Genomic DNA, 17,048 nt, shown 5'->3' with positions numbered 1-17,048 from the left:
TTTAGTTAAGAAGTGTAAAGCGCGCCGATCGATAGAAAATACTAATTATTTAGAAAACCAAGATTAGAATAACTAATCTAAATTGACAAACAGAAACAAAATCATAAATGACAACCATGTAGGTTGGGTGTAGAGAAGCGAAACCCAACACCAATCACATAAGACAAATGAAAACCATATTCTTTGAAAAAGTGCAAGGGAGACAAGGGAGACAAGGGAGACAAGGGAGACAAGGGAGACAAGGGAGACAAGGGAGACAAGGGAGACAAGGGAGACAAGGGAGACAAGGGAGAAATGGGAGACAAGGGAGAAATGGGAGACAAGGGAGAAATGGGAGACAAGGGAGACAATTTTTCTTCCCATCTCCCCATCTCCCCCATCTTCCGCATCTCCCCCATCTTCCGCATCTTCCCCATCTCCCCCATCTTCCCCATCTCCCCCATCTCTCCTTTTGCCTTACTACAGCGACCGATCGACTTTTTCAGCAAACCCTACATACCAACTCATTAATCCCCCCTTTCAAAGGCTAGGGGGGATTAACTGTGCTCAATTAGAAGTAACAATCAACATTAATCACAACTGATTAGCGTTCAGGAAGATAGGCTAACGGATTAACTGCGCCTTTCCCTGAAGGATGAATTTCAAAATGGAGGTGAGGCCCAGTGCTACGCCCCGTATTACCCATTTCTGCAATTTGTTGTCCTTGATCCACTTCCTGCCCTTTTCGTACCAGAACCTTATTATTATGGGCATAAAGAGTTAAACTCCCATCGGGATGCCTTAACTTCACTAAATTCCCATATCCCCCATTATTCCAACCCGCAAACAGAACCTCTCCTGGTGCGGCTGCCACAATGGGAGTGCCAATGGGAGCGGCGATATCAATACCTCGGTGCATTCGTCCCCAACGTCTCCCATATCCAGAAGTAAATACCCCTTCTGCGGGCCAAATATAACCATTAAATTTTCGTGGACTATTTGGGAGATATTGATCTGGAGAAGACAAAGGAGGCAATTTCGGACTGACTGTTTCTCCGAGCGACGGGTTTAAGAAGCGATTATAAAACTCAACTTTAATCGGAGCAGTGGCTAAGGAATTATCCGATGAACCATTGGCAGAAGACTCCACAGGAGAAACAAACTTACCTTGATTTTCCCTTTCTGGATTCCCATCTTGTTGTAAAGGGTCTCTGTTGAGAGATGTTCCCTCATAATTTCTTTCTAATTGTTTGACATCAGCAAGAAATTCCTGAATCGGTAACAGTGAACCAGCACTGGGATTTTTTTCTCTGGCATTCGTTTTTTCTTGAGCAATGACAAGGGGAATGGGAGAGATTAATGTTTCCTCAGCAAAAGATTGAAATGGGCTTTCTTCAGAAGAAATCGCTCCGCCAATCCCACCCACTGGCAATTGTGAGCGGAGAACAACTTGGGATTCAGATTCAGGTTTTTGGAGAGAAAAAACTGGGGTTACAGGAATGTCTAAAGTTTTTCCCACCTGAAGCAATTGTTGGGGAGTCATTTCGTTCTCTTGAGCAATCTCTTGAGGAGAGGTTTGGTATTTTTGAGAGAGTTCCCAAAGTGTATCGCCAGGCTTAATGTTGTGGTTAAGCACCGGTTGTCTTGTTAGGTTGAGAAGAAAGTGGTTATTTTCTGGTTCAGGTTCGACTTTTCTCACCATGCTTTGTGCTGGTTCGGCGGCAAAACAGAGGATGAATAAGGGGAGGGTGACAGTAGCAATGCTAATCAATTCTGGCTGGGGTCGCTTTTTTAGGTCAGTTGACTCAAGAAAAGCTAGGGGATACTTACTTTCGGCTTGAGTCTGGAGAAAGAGCCAAAATCGGGAAAGATATCCAACACGGTTGAGTAAATCGTTCAAGAAAACCTCCTTTTGCTCATTAAAACTGTTCAGTTGGGCAAGTTGTTTGTAATTTAATGGGAGATGGTTTCATTGGCAAGACTTTCCATCCATTATTTTCGAGAAATTAGGCTAAATCATTATTTTTTTTGCCCTGTTGTTTCTTCTCAACACAAGCCCATAATAAACGGTTTCGGTGCTTTTGCGTTTGCTTGAATCAATTAATCTTTGTTGCTCGAATTGTAGATCGAAACTTTGGGGAAGAATTGATGGATTTTAGGTTACAAAATTGAAGTGAGTTCTCCCAGTTGTCGTTTCGCTTCGTATAAACCAACAGCAACGCTAACTGATAAATTTAAACTGCGAACTTGAGGGTGAATCATGGGAATTCTCAAGATTTCGTCACAATTTGCCATGATTTCTGGTGGTAATCCCTTGTTTTCTTGTCCAAATAAGAGCCAGTCTCCATTTTGGAACGGATAACTGGTGTGGGAGGATTTTCCTTTCACACTAAAAGCGATTAGTCGGCCACCACGTTGAGTTTGGATTTTCTTAAAGGCTGTCCAGTCTGCGTGTTGGTGTAAATCGACATAGGGCCAATAATCGAGTCCCGCGCGTTTTACGGCTCGGTCACTAATCTCAAACCCTAAATTTCCCACTAAATGTAATTCGGTTTTTAGGGCCGCACAGGTACGAGCAATATTTCCAGTATTCGGTGGAATTTGCGGTTCATATAGAACAATTTTTAGCATTTTTCCATTTCTATTTTCGGTTGTGGATAGTAACAATATTAAAAGCTCAGAGAAATGTTAAGATGCAGTCAACTAGAGAATTCAAATAACTATCATTGGTTTTAACAACTTTTAGTTAGTCGAAAATTGTGATTTAAACAAGAAACTCAGTAGTTGGTGAGGATAGATGAGATTGGGTTAAGGTGAATTATGCTGGGAAGGAAGCTGCGCGATCGTTACTATATCTTTAAGGAATTGGGAATGGGAGGGTTTGGTCAAACTTTTCTCGCTAAAGATTATGACTTTCCAGGACAGCCTTGGTGTAAAGTGACCAGAAATTAGTTTTAATTGATTTTGGGTCGGTTAAAAAAATAGCAGCGATTCAAGGGGAGAATGAAGAAGATTCTGAGTTTACAGTGGTCATTGGCACTCCCGCTTATATGCCGATCGAGCAACAAGGGGAAAACCGTCTTATAATAGCGATATTTATGCTTTGGGAAGAATCGTGATTCAAGGATTAAGTGGAATCGCACCCAAACGTCTCGCGGATGATCCACAAACGGGTGAGTTATTATGGCGACATTTAGTGAATGTAGATGATGCTTTTGCTGATGTTTTAAGTCGTATGGTGAAATGGAGAGCGCGCGATCGTTATCAAAGTGTCCAAGAAATTATTGATGATTTAAGTCCTTATTCACCGCAAATCGCTTCCCTAAAGAATCAGTCTCGCTCTCAACGATCAAGAAATTATAATCCGCTCGATCGAGTCGTTCATAACTTAAAAAAAACATCCTGAAATTACGCGCATCAAAAAGTTACTATTTTGCGCCTATAAGCACCGTTGGGAGAATAACTCTCCTGTTCTTTCCAAAATAAAAAACCCACCGCGAGGTGGGAGAAAAATGAACCTGGCACCGAGCTATTTTCCCAGACAGTGTCCCGTCAAGTATCTTCGCCGCTGCAGCGTTTCACACCCGAGTTCGGGATGGATCGGAGTGGTTCCACCGCGCCTTCAGCACCAGGAAAGGCTGTGATTCTGTCGGAAGCAGAACCTTGAAGACTGCACATCACCAAGAATCAAGATCAAGCCCTCGGTCGGTTCGTATGCCTTGGCTTCATCTGTTACCAGACTACCACCGAGCACCGATAAACAGGTGTTCTTCCTGTGACCTTACTTCCTTGACAGAATGAGAGCACTCATCTTGAGGTGGGCTTCCCACTTAGATGCTTTCAGCGGTTATCCGCTCCGCACTTGGCTACCCTGCGTTTACCGTTGGCACGATAACAGGTACACCAGCGGTGCGTCCTTCCCGGTCCTCTCGTACTAAGGAAGGCTCCTCTCAATGCTCTAACGCCGACACCGGATATGGACCGAACTGTCTCACGACGTTCTGAACCCAGCTCGCGTACCGCTTTAATGGGCGAACAGCCCAACCCTTGGGACCGACTTCAGCCCCAGGTTGCGATGAGCCGACATCGAGGTGCCAAACCTCCCCGTCGATGTGAACTCTTGGGGGAGATCAGCCTGTTATCCCTAGAGTAACTTTTATCCGTTGAGCGACGGCCTTTCCACGCAGCGCCGTCGGATCACTAAGGCCGACTTTCGTCCCTGCTCGACTTGTCGGTCTCGCAGTCAAGCTCCCTTCTGCCTTTGCACTCTGCGGCTGATTTCCAACCAGCCTGAGGGAACCTTGGCGCGCCTCCGTTACCTTTTTGGAGGCGACCGCCCCAGTCAAACTGCCCGCCTGCAGCTGTCCCTTCCCCGGCTTACGGGTGAAGGTTAGAATTCTAGCTGAACCAGAGTGGTATCTCACCGATGGCTCCAGTTTCCCCACGAGGAAACTTTCTTCGCCTCCCACCTATCCTGCGCAAGCTCAGCCCGAACCCCACTTCAGGTTACAGTAAAGCTTCATAGGGTCTTTCTGTCCTGGTGTCGGTAGTCCGTATCTTCACAGACTTTCCTATTTCGCCGAGCCTCTCTCCGAGACAGCGCCCAGATCGTTACGCCTTTCGTGCGGGTCGGAACTTACCCGACAAGGAATTTCGCTACCTTAGGACCGTTATAGTTACGGCCGCCGTTCACTGGGGCTTCGGTTGCCAGCTTTGCCGAAGCTAACCGACTTCCTTAACCTTCCAGCACTGGGCAGGCGTCAGCCCCTATACTTCCTCTTTCGAGTTGGCAGAGACCTGTGTTTTTGGTAAACAGTCGCCTGGGCCTGGTCACTGCGACCAGCTCTCGCTGGTACCCCTTCTCCCGAAGTTACGGGGTGATTTTGCCGAGTTCCTTAGAGAGAGTTTTCTCGCGCCCCTTGGTATGCTCTACCTCCCTACCTGTGTCAGTTTCGGGTACGGGGACTGGCTTTCTTCACAACTACCGCTTTTCTTGGCACTAACTTCAGTGATGCGGAAGTCGTAACTTCCTCCCAATCCATTCAGGGTATCACCTATTTTCATGCGTCCCGGTGTTGCTCCCACTCAGTCGTTCGGGATTATTCACCCGATGTCCATCGACTACACCTTTCGGTCTCGCCTTAGGTCCCGACTAACCCTCCGCGGACGAGCCTTCCGGAGGAACCCTTAGGGTTTCGGGGCTTTGGATTCTTACCAAAGTTTTCGCTACTCAAGCCGACATTCTCACTTCTATCTCGTCCACACCTGCTTGCCGCTAGTGCTTCTCCCTTGATAGAACGCTCCCCTACCACAGTTATCCTGTCCACAGCTTCGGTAGATGACTTAGCCCCGTTCATTTTCGGCGCGGGAACGCTTGACCAGTGAGCTATTACGCACTCTTTTAAGGGTGGCTGCTTCTAGGCAAACCTCCTGGTTGTCTTGGCGTTCCTACCTCCTTTTTCACTTAGCCATCATTTCGGGACCTTAGCTGGTGGTCTGGGCTGTTTCCCTCTTGACGATGAAGCTTATCCCCCACCGTCTCACTCACGATTTTCACAATGGTATTCTGAGTTTGTCTCGCTTTGGTACCGCTTTCGCAGCCCGTAGCGAAACAGTGCTTTACCCCCACTGCTTTTTCTTCGCTGCTGCGCCTAAACGCATTTCGGGGAGAACCAGATAGCTCCGAGTTCGATTGGCATTTCACCGCTAACCACAACTCATCCGCCAACTTTTCAACGTTGGTCGGTTCGGACTTCCACTTGGTACTACCCAAGCTTCCTCCTGGTCATGGTTAGTTCACCCGGGTTCGGGTCAATTACCCGTGACTTACGCCCTTTTCAGACTCGGTTTCCCTTGGGCTTCGCTCTTCGTGAGCTTAACCGGCCACGACTAATTACTCGCCGGCTCATTCTTCAACAGGCACGCGGTCAGACGTTTCATCGTCCTCCCACTGCTTGTAAGCTAACGGTTTCACGTTCTTTTTCACTCCCCTCGCCGGGGTTCTTTTCACCTTTCCCTCGCGGTACTGGTTCGCTATCGGTCACATCGGAGTATTTAGCCTTACCAGGTGGTCCTGGCTGATTCACTCGGAATTTCTCGTGTTCCGAACTACTCGGGATTCAGCGCAGCGGTTTTCCTTTTCAACTACGGGACTTTTACCCTCTCTGGTGCAGTTTTCAGTTGCTTCGTTTAAGAGTCTCCGTCTGACCATTGCTGTCCCACGACCCCTCTCACCGCAGTGGGAGGTTTAGGCTGCTCCCCGTTCGCTCGCCGCTACTAGGGGAATCACTCTTGTTTTCTTTTCCTACGGTTACTAAGATGTTTCAGTTCGCCGCGTTGGCTCGTTTCTGCCTATAGATTCAGCAGACCGTTCTTGGGGTTGCCCCATTCGGAGACTTGCGGCTCTAGGCTTGTTTCCAGCTCCCCGCAACGTTTCGTCGGTTACCACGTCCTTCTTCGCCTCGATGTGCCTAGGGCTTTACCGTTAGCTCTTTTTCGCTTGACCTCGGTTAAGTTTCCTTAACTTTCTTGGTGATTATGCAGTTTTCAAGGTTCTGGTCTGGACAAGTGTCCAGCAGTCGTTAGCTATCCTAACGGTGCTGAATCCTTGTATGGAGGTAAATTCCCCAAACCCGGTTGGAAAAGCCTACTGATTTCTACCACGACCGACCTCGGAGTTGAAGGGTCTCTCTTACTTCTTTTTCAGAGTTTCCCCTACCTTGGGTCTCCTTTTAAGGAGGTGATCCAGCCACACCTTCCGGTACGGCTACCTTGTTACGACTTCACCCCAGTCACTAGCCCAGCCTTCGGCGCCCCCCTCCACACGGGTTAGGGTAACGACTTCGGGCTTGGCCAGCTTCCATGGTGTGACGGGCGGTGTGTACAAGGCCCGGGAACGAATTCACCGCCGTATTCTGACCGGCGATTACTAGCGATTCCTCCTTCAAGCAGGCGAGTTGCAGCCTGCTATCTGAACTGAGGCCGAGTTTGATGGGATTTGCTGGCTCTTGCGAGTTCGCTTCCCTTTGTCCCGACCATTGTAGGACGTGTGTCGCCCAGAGCATAAGGGGCATGCTGACTTGACGTCATCCTCACCTTCCTCCGGTTTGTCACCGGCAGTCTCCCTAGAGTTCCCAACCTAATGCTGGCAACTAAGGACGAGGGTTGCGCTCGTTGCGGGACTTAACCCAACATCTCACGACACGAGCTGACGACAGCCATGCACCACCTGTCTCCGCGTTCCCGAAGGCACTCCCCACTTTCATGGGGATCCGCGGGATGTCAAGCCCTGGTAAGGTTCTTCGCGTTGCATCGAATTAAACCACATCCTCCACCGCTTGTGCGGGCCCCCGTCAATTCCTTTGAGTTTCACACTTGCGTGCGTACTCCCCAGGCGGGATACTTAACGCGTTAGCTTCGGCACGGCTTGGGTCGATACAAACCACGCCTAGTATCCATCGTTTACGGCTAAGACTACAGGGGTATCTAATCCCTTTCGCTACCTTAGCTTTCGTCCCTGAGGGTCAGGTGCGACCCAGTAGAGCGCTTTCGCCACCGGTGTTCTTCCCAATCTCTACGCATTTCACCGCTACACTGGGAATTCCCTCTACCCCTGTCGCCCTCTAGCGCACCCGTTTCCACTGCCACACCGGAGTTAAGCTCCGACCTTTGACAGCAGACTTGATGCGCCCCCTGCGGACGCTTTACGCCCAATAATTCCGGATAACGCTTGCCTCCTCCGTATTACCGCGGCTGCTGGCACGGAGTTAGCCGAGGCTGATTCCTCAGGTACCGTCAGTCATTCTTCCCTGAGAAAAGTGGTTGACAGCCCAAGAGCCTTCTTCCCACACGCGGCGTTGCTCCGTCAGGCTTTCGCCCATTGCGGAAAATTCCCCACTGCTGCCTCCCGTAGGAGTCTGGGCCGTGTCTCAGTCCCAGTGTGGCTGCTCATCCTCTCAGACCAGCTACCGATCGACGCTTTGGTAGGCTTTTACCCCACCAACTAACTAATCGGACGCGAGCTCCTCTTCTAGCGGAAAACCATTTCACCTTTCGGCGTATTGGGGATTAGCCGTCGTTTCCAACGGTTGTCCCCATCTAGAAGGTAGATTCTCACGCGTTACTCACCCGTCCGCCACTAAGTCCGAAGACTTCGTTCGACTTGCATGTGTTAAGCACGCCGCCAGCGTTCATCCTGAGCCAGGATCAAACTCTCCATGTTGAGAACCTGCGGCTCGTTTGTTTCTACGTTTCCGTTTTAATAAATTTGACGTGGAAGCGTTAACGTTTTACCGTTAACTTAGGCTTTTCCAACTTATGAATTTGTCTAGGTTCAGGTGGCTCGGTTTCGGTGGGCGTGACCGCCTCCGTTTCGAGCGCATTCACTAATATAGGGGTTATTTCAAGAAGTGTCAACCCTTTTTTCAAGTTTTTTCTGAGTTTTTTTCTGTTCCTTGCTGGGTAAGGGTTTCAGGTTTACGGTTAAAATTAGCAGGGAGAATAACAGGATGAGTTTTATGATTGCTTTACCACCAAAGATTCTGGTTGAGTCTTTATTTCGTGAATGGTTACGTGAGGATTTAGGTCGGGGCGATCGAGCGACGGGAGCAATTATCAAGGAAAATCACCCGCAACAAGAAGCGATCTGGATGGCTAAACAAACAGGGATCATTGCTGGCTTACCGTTTGCGGAACAAATCTTCAGTCTTCTGGGAGAAACTGATTGCTCTCCACAGGTGAAGGAAGGGAGTTTTTGCCAAGAAAAGCAGGAAATTTTACGTTTGAGCGGCGCACCCCATACCCTTTTAAGTGGGGAGCGAGTGGCTCTTAATCTCGTCATGCGCTTGAGTGGAATCGCCACTTTAACTCAATGCTATGCGGAAAAAATTGCTGATTTCCCCGCACAATTGGTAGATACTCGCAAAACAACACCAGGTTTAAGACTATTAGAAAAGTATGCAACCCAACTCGGAGGCGCAGTTAACCATCGCTTTGGTTTAGACGATGCGGCGATGATTAAAGAGAATCATATTCGGGTGGCGGGAGGTGTCAAAAATGCGATCGAGCGGGTTCGTTCAAATCTCCCTTATCCTTTAACCATCGAGGTAGAAACGACGACTGAAGCAGAAGTAGAAGAAGCGCTCACCACCGATGTCAATATCATCATGTTGGATAATATGCCTTTACCCCTGATGAAACAGATGGTTACTCAAATCAGAAACAGTGGTAAACCGATCAAAATAGAAGCATCAGGAAACGTCAACCTCAACACGATTCGACAGGTCGCAGAAACAGGAGTGGATTACATTTCCACCAGCGCACCAATCACCCAAGCAACTTGGCTCGATTTAAGTATGAAACTGTTGTAAAAATTCCTGTTAGAATCAATCTTGTTATGAGAACCTAATCAATAGCATGACTGAGCTTAACTCTGCACCCTTTTCTCCAGAAGAAATCGCCCAAGAAAGCATTAAACCCAACGAATACGAAGAAATCGTCAAAAGACTGAATAGACATCCGAATAAAGCCGAGTTAGGGATGTTCGGGGTGATGTGGTCGGAACATTGTTGTTATAAAAATTCTCGTCCTTTACTCAAACAATTCCCCACCAGCGGCGATCGAGTTTTAGTGGGACCTGGAGAAAATGCTGGCGTAATTGATTTAGGAGATGGATTACATCTCGCTTTTAAGATTGAATCCCATAACCATCCTTCGGCAATTGAGCCGTTTCAAGGAGCTGCCACTGGGGTGGGTGGGATTCTCAGAGATATTTTCACTATGGGAGCGCGACCGATCGCCATTCTTAACTCACTACGATTTGGAACATTAGATTACCCTCGCACCCGTCGCATTTTTACAGGAGTGGTGGAAGGCATCTCTCATTATGGGAATAGCGTTGGTGTGCCAACAGTAGGCGGAGAAGTCTATTTTGATTCTGCTTATGGGGGAAATCCCCTGGTTAATGCCATGGCGCTGGGCTTAATGGAAACCCCAGAAATCGTCAAAGCGGGAGCATCTGGTATCGGAAACCCTGTTCTTTATGTGGGTTCGACCACTGGACGTGATGGGATGGGAGGAGCAAGTTTTGCCAGTGCGGAATTAAATGAGGATTCTGATGACGATCGCCCCGCAGTACAAGTGGGTGATCCGTTTCTAGAAAAATCTTTGATCGAAGCCTGTTTAGAAGCGTTTAAAACGGGTGCGGTAGTCGCAGCGCAAGATATGGGAGCAGCGGGTTTAACCTGTTCAACAGCAGAAATGGCGGAAAAAGGGGGAGTTGGCATTGAACTGGATTTAGACAAAATCCCTCACCGTGAAACGGGAATGACCGCTTATGAATATCTGCTGTCGGAATCTCAAGAACGGATGTTATTTGTGGCAGAAAAGGGACGAGAACAGGAGTTAATTGATATTTTCCACAAGTGGGAGTTACACGCAGTGGTTGCGGGAAAGGTGATTACAGAACCGATCGTTCGCATTTTACACGAGGGAAATGTGGCGGCGGAAATTCCTGCGGCGGCTTTGGCAGAAAATACCCCTCTCTATGAACGGGAAATTTTATCGCAACCGCCAGAATATGCTCAAACTGCCTGGGAATGGAATGTAAAGTCACTTCCTGATTGTGATGAAAAAGGAATCAGCGATCGAGCATGGCAAGAGATTCTCTTACAATTGTTGGCGACTCCTTCTTTGGCTTCTAAAGCGTGGGTTTATCGCCAATATGATCATCAAGTCCAAAATAATACAGTTTTACTGCCAGGGGGTGGAGATGCGGCAGTGATTCGGGTTCGCCCTCAAACTGAATCGGTAGAAACTTATAAGGGAGTGGCTGCGACCACAGATTGTAATGGGCGTTATGTGTATCTTGATCCTTATGAAGGGGCAAAATTGGCAGTGGCTGAGGCGGCGAGAAACTTAAGCTGTGTGGGAGCAGAACCGATCGCGCTCACAGATAATTTGAATTTTGGCAGCCCTGAGAAAGCGGTGGGATATTGGCAACTGGCAAAAGCCTGCGAAGGGATTGCGACGGCTTGTCGGGAGTTAGAAACCCCTGTAACAGGAGGAAATGTCTCTCTCTACAACGAAACCTTTGATCAACAGGGGAATCCTCAACCGATTTATCCGACTCCTGTTATTGGCATGGTGGGAGTTGTGGAGGATGTGCGTCGGGTTTGTGGACAAGGTTGGCGCAATCAGGGCGATCGCGTTTATCTTTTAGGGAACAATACAGTTACTTTCGGGGGATCGGAGTATTTAGCGACGGTTCATCAGACGGTAGCAGGAAAACCGCCTCATCTGGATTTTGCGTTAGAAAAACAGGTGCAATGGGTGTGTCGAGAGGGAATTAAAGAAGGCTGGATCAATTCTGCCCATGATTGTGCGGAAGGGGGAATTGCTGTGGCGTTGGCGGAATGTTGTTTAGGGGGAAATTTGGGCGTTGAGGTGACGCTTTCTCTGGGAGACAATCAGCGTTGGGATCAATGTTTGTTTGGAGAGGGGGCGAGTCGGATTGTGGTTTCGATTTCTCCTGAAAAACAAGAACAATGGGAAGGGTTTTTAAAAGAGTATTTGGGAGAGAATTGGCAACAGTTGGGTGTGGTAACGGGTTCAGATTTGAAGATTAATCCTTGTTTGGTGGTGAGTTTAGAAGCAATGCAAGAGGAGACAGAAAACGCGATCGCACGACAGTTAAAAAGTGAATGATCAAACGTAGGTTGGGTGGAGAGTAGCGAAACCCAACACCAAATTATAAAAGTGAATGATCAAACGTAGGTTGGGTGGAGGGTAGCGAAACCCAACACCAAATTATAGATGCTTCGCAAACGTCAGAACATCATAGGACAGGGTTTTCTAAAAAACAGCCAAATTCCCATCAGACTTGCTATTATAGTCGTGCCATTGGGCGTAGGGTTGTAGCTCAGTAGGATAGAGCGAGCGCCTCCTAAGCGCTAGGTCGCCAGTTCGAGCCTGGCCAACCCTGTTTAATATCGGATTTGAAGGGTGACTTGAGCTTCAATTTCTTGTTCACCGCCGACAACAGGGGAACTTGGTGCGCTACTGGCTGCCATATCTCCTCTTGTCCGAAGTGACTGCGAACGTGGGGAAACAGGGGCGTTTGCGCCATCAATTTGGATATTGATCACAGATTGGGAACGAAGGTTGAGAGTTTCTAAAACCGCATCAGCTTGGGCTTTAGCGTTGCGAGTTGCTGTCCGCAGCGCCTGTTTTTGTGCCTGTTCGATCGCGCTGTCAGTGGCGGTAAAGGTCACAGAATCAATGCGAGTTGCACCGACGTTGACGGCTGCATCTAGTAAGTTTCCGATTTCTTCTGTGATCACTCGAAAAGTGACTAAATTGATTGCTTGATACCCTTTTAATCTTCTTGTTCCGTCATTATAATCGTATTGCGGTTGTAAACGGATGCCAGTGGTTTCTAGATTTTGAACGTCGCGCGATCGAAGTAATTCTACCACGGCGGTGGAACGTTGAGCAGATTCTTCTTGGACTTCCCTAGCAGTTTTTCCCTCAACTTCGACACCCAGTCGAACTTCTGTTAAAGTCGTTTCGATCGATTCACTTCCTTTACCTGTAACGGTCAAAGTTGGCGCTGATGAATCTTGAGCGAAAGCGGTAGAACTGCGATCAAACCCGTTCCATCCTAACAGTAAAATTAAACTACTGAGGACAACTAAACTGATCCCTTGCCATAAATTTTTTTGAAAGAAGCGATTCATTTTAATTCTTTTCCCTCCTAATAATTATCAAAACTAACAACATGATTTTAACCAACGACGACGGATTTAAAGCCCAGGGAATTAAAGCGTTACAAGCTGCAATTGAAGACCAAGGTGTTATTATCGCCCCAGAAACAGAACTTTCTGGTTGTGGTCATCAGGTGACGACGAAACGGGGCTTAAAGTTGCAACAACATTCTTCAAAAATTTATAGTGTAGATGGCACACCCGCCGATTGTGTCAGATTAGCAATTACTCAACTATTTCCTGATACGGAATGGGTGATTTCTGGGATTAATGCTGGCGGTAATTTAGGCGCTGATGTTTATATTTCTGGAACAGTTGCTGCGGTACGAGAGGCGGTTTTATTAGGGAGAAAAGGAATTGCAATTTCCCATTGGCGTAAGTATCCTTTAGAGATAGATTGGACAATTGCATCGCGTTGGACGACTAAAGTTTTAGAAACCTTATTTTCAATTTCTTTACCTTCTGGTTGTTATTGGAATGTTAATCTACCCCATTTAGAATCAGAGACTGATGAACCTGAGATTGTTTTTTGTGAGGGAGGAACACAACCTTTACCAGTGGATTATTTTTTTGATGGAGAACGTTATCACTATCAAGGAGAATATGGAAAAAGACAGCGCACAAAAGGAACTGATGTTGATGTTTGTTTTTCTGGAAATATTGCAGTTTCACAATTAAGTTTATGATGAGATATTGATATTGGTTTACGTTTCCTCCATTTTCCCCCCTTTCAAAAGTAGGGTTTGCCTTGCCCACCTTACCGTCAATTTGGATTTTATACCATTCTGAGATTTACGACTTCTCCGATTACCATAACGCTGGCAGAAAGTTTCATATTTTGGGTGGTTTCAACGATTTTTTCTAATGTGCTTACCCAAACTTTTTGTTCTTCTGTTCCTGCTGATTTTATAATCGCAATTGGACAAGATAATGGTTTTCCTTCTGTCGTTAATTTTTTAACAATAAGTAGGTGGGCAAGGCAAACCCTACGATCAATTCAGATTTGATACCATTCTGAGATTTACGACTTCTCCGATTACCATAATACTGGGAGAAAGTTTCATATTTTGGGTGGTTTCAACAATTGTTTCTAATGTGCTTACCCAAACTTTTTGTTCTTCTGTTCCTGCTGATTTTATAATCGCAATTGGACAAGATAATGGTTTTCCTTCTCTCGTTAATTTTTTAACAATAAGGTTTAAGTTACGTCCTCCCATTAAAATAACAATTGTGTCAATTCTTGCTAATGCGTTCCAGTCTAATTGATCAGGTTCGTGTGCGGTAATGACGCTAAAACTACGACTTAAAAGTTTATCTGTTAAAGGAATCCCTGCTAGTAATGGCGCGGTAATTGCTGAAGATAAGCCTGGGATAATCTCGACTTTACAATTTGCTTTTTTTAAGGCTTCTATTTCTTCTCTAGCGCGACCAAAGATAAACGGATCACCGTTTTTTAGGCGAATAACTGTTTGATTTTTTTGTGCATAATGAACAAGGAGGCGATTGATTTCGGTTTGCGGTGTACTGGGTTCTCCCCCTCGTTTTCCCACATAAATTTGTCGGCATTTTGTCGGAACTAGATTTAAAATGCTCTCATCAACTAAAGCGTCATAAATTAAAATGTTAGCTTCATTTAATAAGTCTTTTGCTTGTTGCGTGAGATATTGGCTATTTCCTAAACCAGCGCCGATAAGATAAACTTTCATAGAGATTTTAAAATCATACCATGCGTGAATAATTGGCGCTACATACCAACTTATTATTCCCCCCTTTCAAAGGGGGGTTAGGGGGGATAAACTGTAACACCACTTTTTGAAAATGGTATCACTTTCAAAAGGTCAGTTTACATCATATTTTCGCCATCTTTTTTAAAAAGAGTTTGTTGGGTTACTTTTGGTGTTGGGTTACTTTTGGTGTTGGGTTACGCTTTCTACGATGTGGTGTTGGGTTACGCTTTCGCTTCACCCAACCTACGATCTGGTGTTGGGTTACGCTTTCGTTTCACCGAACCTACGATCTTTTGGTGTTGGGTTACGCTTTCGCTTCACCCAACCTACGATCTACTACGATCGCTCTATTTTCTTAATCTTACTTTTTAGAGCGTTGTTACTCCATTTTCTTTTACAAGCCTGGTGAAAATATTTGGCAGAAAATTCGGGATAGTTTTTTAAGGTTTCTGAACAGGTTGCGATCGATTTCAGTTGTTTTCTGATCCAGCTTATGGCTTTCGATTTACTTAAACCTAATTCTTTAGTAATTTGGTAAAAATACGCGATCGATGCTTCTTCTTCGTTTTCAATTAAAAAGATTTCCATTGCTTCCAATTCTTTAATTCGTTGACGCTTTTGGCGAGTTGCTTCGGCAATTTCACGAAATCTTTGCTGACGACGCTCATCAATTTCTTTAGCATCAAATTGTTGGATTAATTCTAATATCTGGTCTTCAATTTGTTGAGGATTAAATATTAAAAGTTCTAATTCAGTAAGAGGATGACCAAAACGAAATCTTCCTTCTTGTTCAAGATGATTTACTTGTTCTAATTCTCCAATTGAAGGGAAGAGATTTTTTCCCATTGGGTAGGGAGTATGAAACTGGAAACAATCATCAGGATCACTGGAATTCGGAACAATAATCTCTGTGGAAAATAAGGAATAATAGTCTTTGATTTCTGCTATGAATTGATCACGATAATAGTCATAATAACCATAATCGGGAGATTCAGGACGATAAAAGTTTAATTTGGCGAGAGGACAAGTGTTTAAAATGCCGATCGCGCGGTTTTTTAAGTGATAAAATTTATCGGCAAGTTGTGATAAATCATGTTGTTGTAAACTTTTGGCGGCTCGTGAAACCCAGCGCGTTAATTCTGCTAATTCAAAGTAAGTAAAGTTTTGAGGAGAATGTCTCAGCCATGTGGTTTTTCTCGATTGCAATTTTTGCTTAAATTGTTCACGAAATAAGAAAGCATTCTGGCGTTGTTCTTCTAAAATTTCTGCTCGATCGAGCTTCGCGGCGTGAGATAATTCTAAAAACTTCTTATTTCCATTCTCTCGTATTTCTTCTATAGTTTGATGATTTAAGCTGCGATTAATGGCTTGTTTAACTTGTTTCGGTGTAAATAAGTCTCCTTCTGTAATTGCTGTTTCTTCACGCCAGAAAATACAATCCGATTGAATATCCTCCATTTCTTTCACAACTAAATCTTCACAGTCTGGAAAATCATAACGCTCGCGCTCTCCACTAGAAATAATAAATAAAGCTCGTTCAGAAATTGTCGATAAATTTAACTCACAAATATAAAATCCTGTTAAGTCATGCTTTCCTTTTTTAGCTTCAAAATAAGGCATCCAACCCGATTGACTCCAAACTACATCAGGAGGATAATCACAATTAAAACTAAAATTCAGTGTCGTTAATTGCGACTTAGAAATCACTTCGATCGCGCTGGCTTTCAAGTTGTCTAATTCCTCTGCAATTCTGGAATATTCCTCCCCTTTACTCTTCGCTCGTCTTATTTTTTCTCGATAAAAATCCGACAATTGATGAGCAATAACCGCCCAATAAGCTAATTCAAAGACTTCCGAAAATTCACCCCAACGTTGTTTAGCAGTCTGTAAGTAATTTAATTTTTCTTGTCGCTCCTGCGCCCGTTTTTGGCGTGTTTCTTTCGCAGTTTGGGCGACTTGTTTTCGGCGTTGAGCCTTCTTATTTTCATGTTCTTCTCGCCACATTGAAACTTGATCCAGCCGTGCGATCGTTTTCAGAAAATCATAAACAGGATATTTCCCATACTTAAATTCTTCATAGTGCAAAATCGGTAAACGATCCTCTTCTGTCCATCGTTTGCGCTCAGTTTTAGAACATCCTAAAATTTCTTCTAACTGAATCGGATGTAATCCAAAAAAAACAGCATTATCTTGGAAAATCTCTAATAATTGTGGATGAGTTGCTGACTCAGCCACCAGAGAAACTACTTCCTCTTTTTTCGTCTTTTTCGGGAGCTTTTTAATCTCTAGCTTTTCGGTAGCATAAGCAACGAGAATATCTTTTTTGATAAAATCTAAGAGATATTTAATCGGGGTGGTGTCCTTCAGGGAATCTTGATCCAACAAGTATTTTCCCACTAGAATCGAGTATTTAATAAACGGTGTATCAGTCATAGTTAATTATTTGCTCTCTTTTATAACTTATCAGTTACCGTCGGGGAGTTTGTGATGGTTTGACGATGTACCAGTTACGAAACAAGGGTCAACGACTCACCGTTAAACCTCTTGGGGGGTTATAACGGGGGCTTCTTGGAGTCCACAA

General features: G+C 45.4%; 10 protein-coding genes, 1 tRNA gene, 3 rRNA genes and 1 pseudogene. 6 read left to right on the top strand and 9 right to left on the bottom strand.

What is annotated here, in order from left to right; genetic code table 11:
• Nucleotides 1-101: 101 nt before the first annotated feature.
• From DACSA_RS22020 to trmL, 3 genes and pseudogenes are all read right to left on the bottom strand, one after another.
• Complete coding sequence (locus DACSA_RS22020; RefSeq protein ID WP_232225205.1) at nt 102-488, bottom strand: hypothetical protein; 387 nt, start codon at nt 486-488, stop codon at nt 102-104.
• A gap of 95 nt (nt 489-583) precedes the next feature.
• Nucleotides 584-1,045 (bottom strand): annotated as a pseudogene (locus DACSA_RS23000) (M23 family metallopeptidase); the annotation flags it as partial.
• A gap of 1,094 nt (nt 1,046-2,139) precedes the next feature.
• The gene (trmL, locus tag DACSA_RS04570) at nt 2,140-2,610 is read right to left on the bottom strand and encodes a tRNA (uridine(34)/cytosine(34)/5-carboxymethylaminomethyluridine(34)-2'-O)-methyltransferase TrmL (protein ID WP_015228633.1); all 471 of its coding nucleotides are present in this window, start codon (nt 2,608-2,610) and stop codon (nt 2,140-2,142) included.
• Between the two features lie 189 nt (nt 2,611-2,799).
• Between trmL and DACSA_RS22445 the strand changes: the two genes are divergently transcribed.
• Both DACSA_RS22445 and DACSA_RS04565 read left to right on the top strand, forming a co-directional pair.
• The gene (locus DACSA_RS22445; RefSeq protein WP_269544688.1) at nt 2,800-2,931 is read left to right on the top strand and encodes a hypothetical protein; all 132 of its coding nucleotides are present in this window, start codon (nt 2,800-2,802) and stop codon (nt 2,929-2,931) included.
• Nucleotides 2,932-3,094: 163 nt separating this feature from the next.
• The gene (locus DACSA_RS04565) at nt 3,095-3,385 is read left to right on the top strand and encodes a hypothetical protein (RefSeq protein WP_156800650.1); all 291 of its coding nucleotides are present in this window, start codon (nt 3,095-3,097) and stop codon (nt 3,383-3,385) included.
• Between the two features lie 110 nt (nt 3,386-3,495).
• Here DACSA_RS04565 and rrf read toward each other — a convergent pair.
• The 3 genes from rrf to DACSA_RS04550 all read right to left on the bottom strand — a co-directional run bounded on the left by rrf (nt 3,496) and on the right by DACSA_RS04550 (nt 8,200).
• Nucleotides 3,496-3,612: ribosomal RNA gene (rrf, locus tag DACSA_RS04560) — 5S ribosomal RNA — on the bottom strand.
• Between the two features lie 56 nt (nt 3,613-3,668).
• Nucleotides 3,669-6,484 (bottom strand): 23S ribosomal RNA (locus tag DACSA_RS04555).
• 227 nt (nt 6,485-6,711) lie between these two features.
• A 16S ribosomal RNA gene (locus DACSA_RS04550) occupies nt 6,712-8,200 on the bottom strand.
• The 16S, 23S and 5S rRNA genes sit together here, the layout of an rRNA operon.
• A gap of 295 nt (nt 8,201-8,495) precedes the next feature.
• Here DACSA_RS04550 and nadC point away from each other — a divergent pair.
• From nadC to DACSA_RS04535, 3 genes are all read left to right on the top strand, one after another.
• Entirely contained in the window at nt 8,496-9,347 is an 852-nt protein-coding gene (nadC, locus tag DACSA_RS04545) for a carboxylating nicotinate-nucleotide diphosphorylase (protein WP_015228632.1), read from the top strand.
• Between the two features lie 46 nt (nt 9,348-9,393).
• On the top strand, nt 9,394-11,682 hold the full coding sequence (gene purL / locus DACSA_RS04540) for a phosphoribosylformylglycinamidine synthase subunit PurL (RefSeq protein ID WP_015228631.1): 2,289 nt from the start codon (nt 9,394-9,396) through the stop codon (nt 11,680-11,682).
• Between the two features lie 203 nt (nt 11,683-11,885).
• Nucleotides 11,886-11,959 (top strand) — tRNA-Arg (locus DACSA_RS04535).
• A gap of 1 nt (nt 11,960) precedes the next feature.
• Here the strand turns inward: DACSA_RS04535 and DACSA_RS04530 are convergent.
• Nucleotides 11,961-12,713 carry an SIMPL domain-containing protein gene (locus DACSA_RS04530; protein ID WP_015228630.1) on the bottom strand — a complete coding sequence of 251 codons (753 nt, stop codon included), beginning with the start codon at nt 12,711-12,713 and terminating at the stop codon, nt 11,961-11,963.
• Nucleotides 12,714-12,754: 41 nt separating this feature from the next.
• On the opposite strand from DACSA_RS04530, the gene surE reads away from it, so the two are divergent.
• On the top strand, nt 12,755-13,426 hold the full coding sequence (surE, locus tag DACSA_RS04525; protein WP_015228629.1) for a 5'/3'-nucleotidase SurE: 672 nt from the start codon (nt 12,755-12,757) through the stop codon (nt 13,424-13,426).
• Between the two features lie 306 nt (nt 13,427-13,732).
• On the opposite strand, the gene cobA is transcribed toward surE, so the two are convergent.
• Both cobA and DACSA_RS04515 read right to left on the bottom strand, forming a co-directional pair.
• Nucleotides 13,733-14,446: a uroporphyrinogen-III C-methyltransferase gene (cobA, locus tag DACSA_RS04520; RefSeq protein ID WP_015228628.1), complete on the bottom strand. Its 714-nt coding sequence runs from the start codon at nt 14,444-14,446 to the stop codon at nt 13,733-13,735.
• Nucleotides 14,447-14,803: 357 nt separating this feature from the next.
• The gene (locus DACSA_RS04515) at nt 14,804-16,900 is read right to left on the bottom strand and encodes a hypothetical protein (protein ID WP_015228627.1); all 2,097 of its coding nucleotides are present in this window, start codon (nt 16,898-16,900) and stop codon (nt 14,804-14,806) included.
• Nucleotides 16,901-17,048 lie beyond the last annotated feature (148 nt).

Source organism: Dactylococcopsis salina PCC 8305, from assembly GCF_000317615.1.
Taxonomy (GTDB): domain Bacteria; phylum Cyanobacteriota; class Cyanobacteriia; order Cyanobacteriales; family Rubidibacteraceae; genus Halothece; species Halothece salina.
Note: the sequence above shows the minus strand (reverse complement) of the source record. Positions and strands in the feature narration are given on the sequence as shown.

What these genes read in the sequence shown, in the direction of transcription:
- cobA (WP_015228628.1), bottom strand. Translation starts at nt 14,446, where the DNA reads ATGAAAGTTTATCTTATCGGCGCTGGTTTAGGAAATAGCCAATATCTC.
- nadC (WP_015228632.1), top strand. Translation starts at nt 8,496, where the DNA reads ATGATTGCTTTACCACCAAAGATTCTGGTTGAGTCTTTATTTCGTGAA.
- purL (WP_015228631.1), top strand. Translation starts at nt 9,394, where the DNA reads ATGACTGAGCTTAACTCTGCACCCTTTTCTCCAGAAGAAATCGCCCAA.
- trmL (WP_015228633.1), bottom strand. Translation starts at nt 2,610, where the DNA reads ATGCTAAAAATTGTTCTATATGAACCGCAAATTCCACCGAATACTGGA.
- DACSA_RS04530 (WP_015228630.1), bottom strand. Translation starts at nt 12,713, where the DNA reads ATGAATCGCTTCTTTCAAAAAAATTTATGGCAAGGGATCAGTTTAGTT.
- DACSA_RS04515 (WP_015228627.1), bottom strand. Translation starts at nt 16,900, where the DNA reads ATGACTGATACACCGTTTATTAAATACTCGATTCTAGTGGGAAAATAC.
- surE (WP_015228629.1), top strand. Translation starts at nt 12,755, where the DNA reads ATGATTTTAACCAACGACGACGGATTTAAAGCCCAGGGAATTAAAGCG.
- DACSA_RS22445 (WP_269544688.1), top strand. Translation starts at nt 2,800, where the DNA reads ATGCTGGGAAGGAAGCTGCGCGATCGTTACTATATCTTTAAGGAATTG.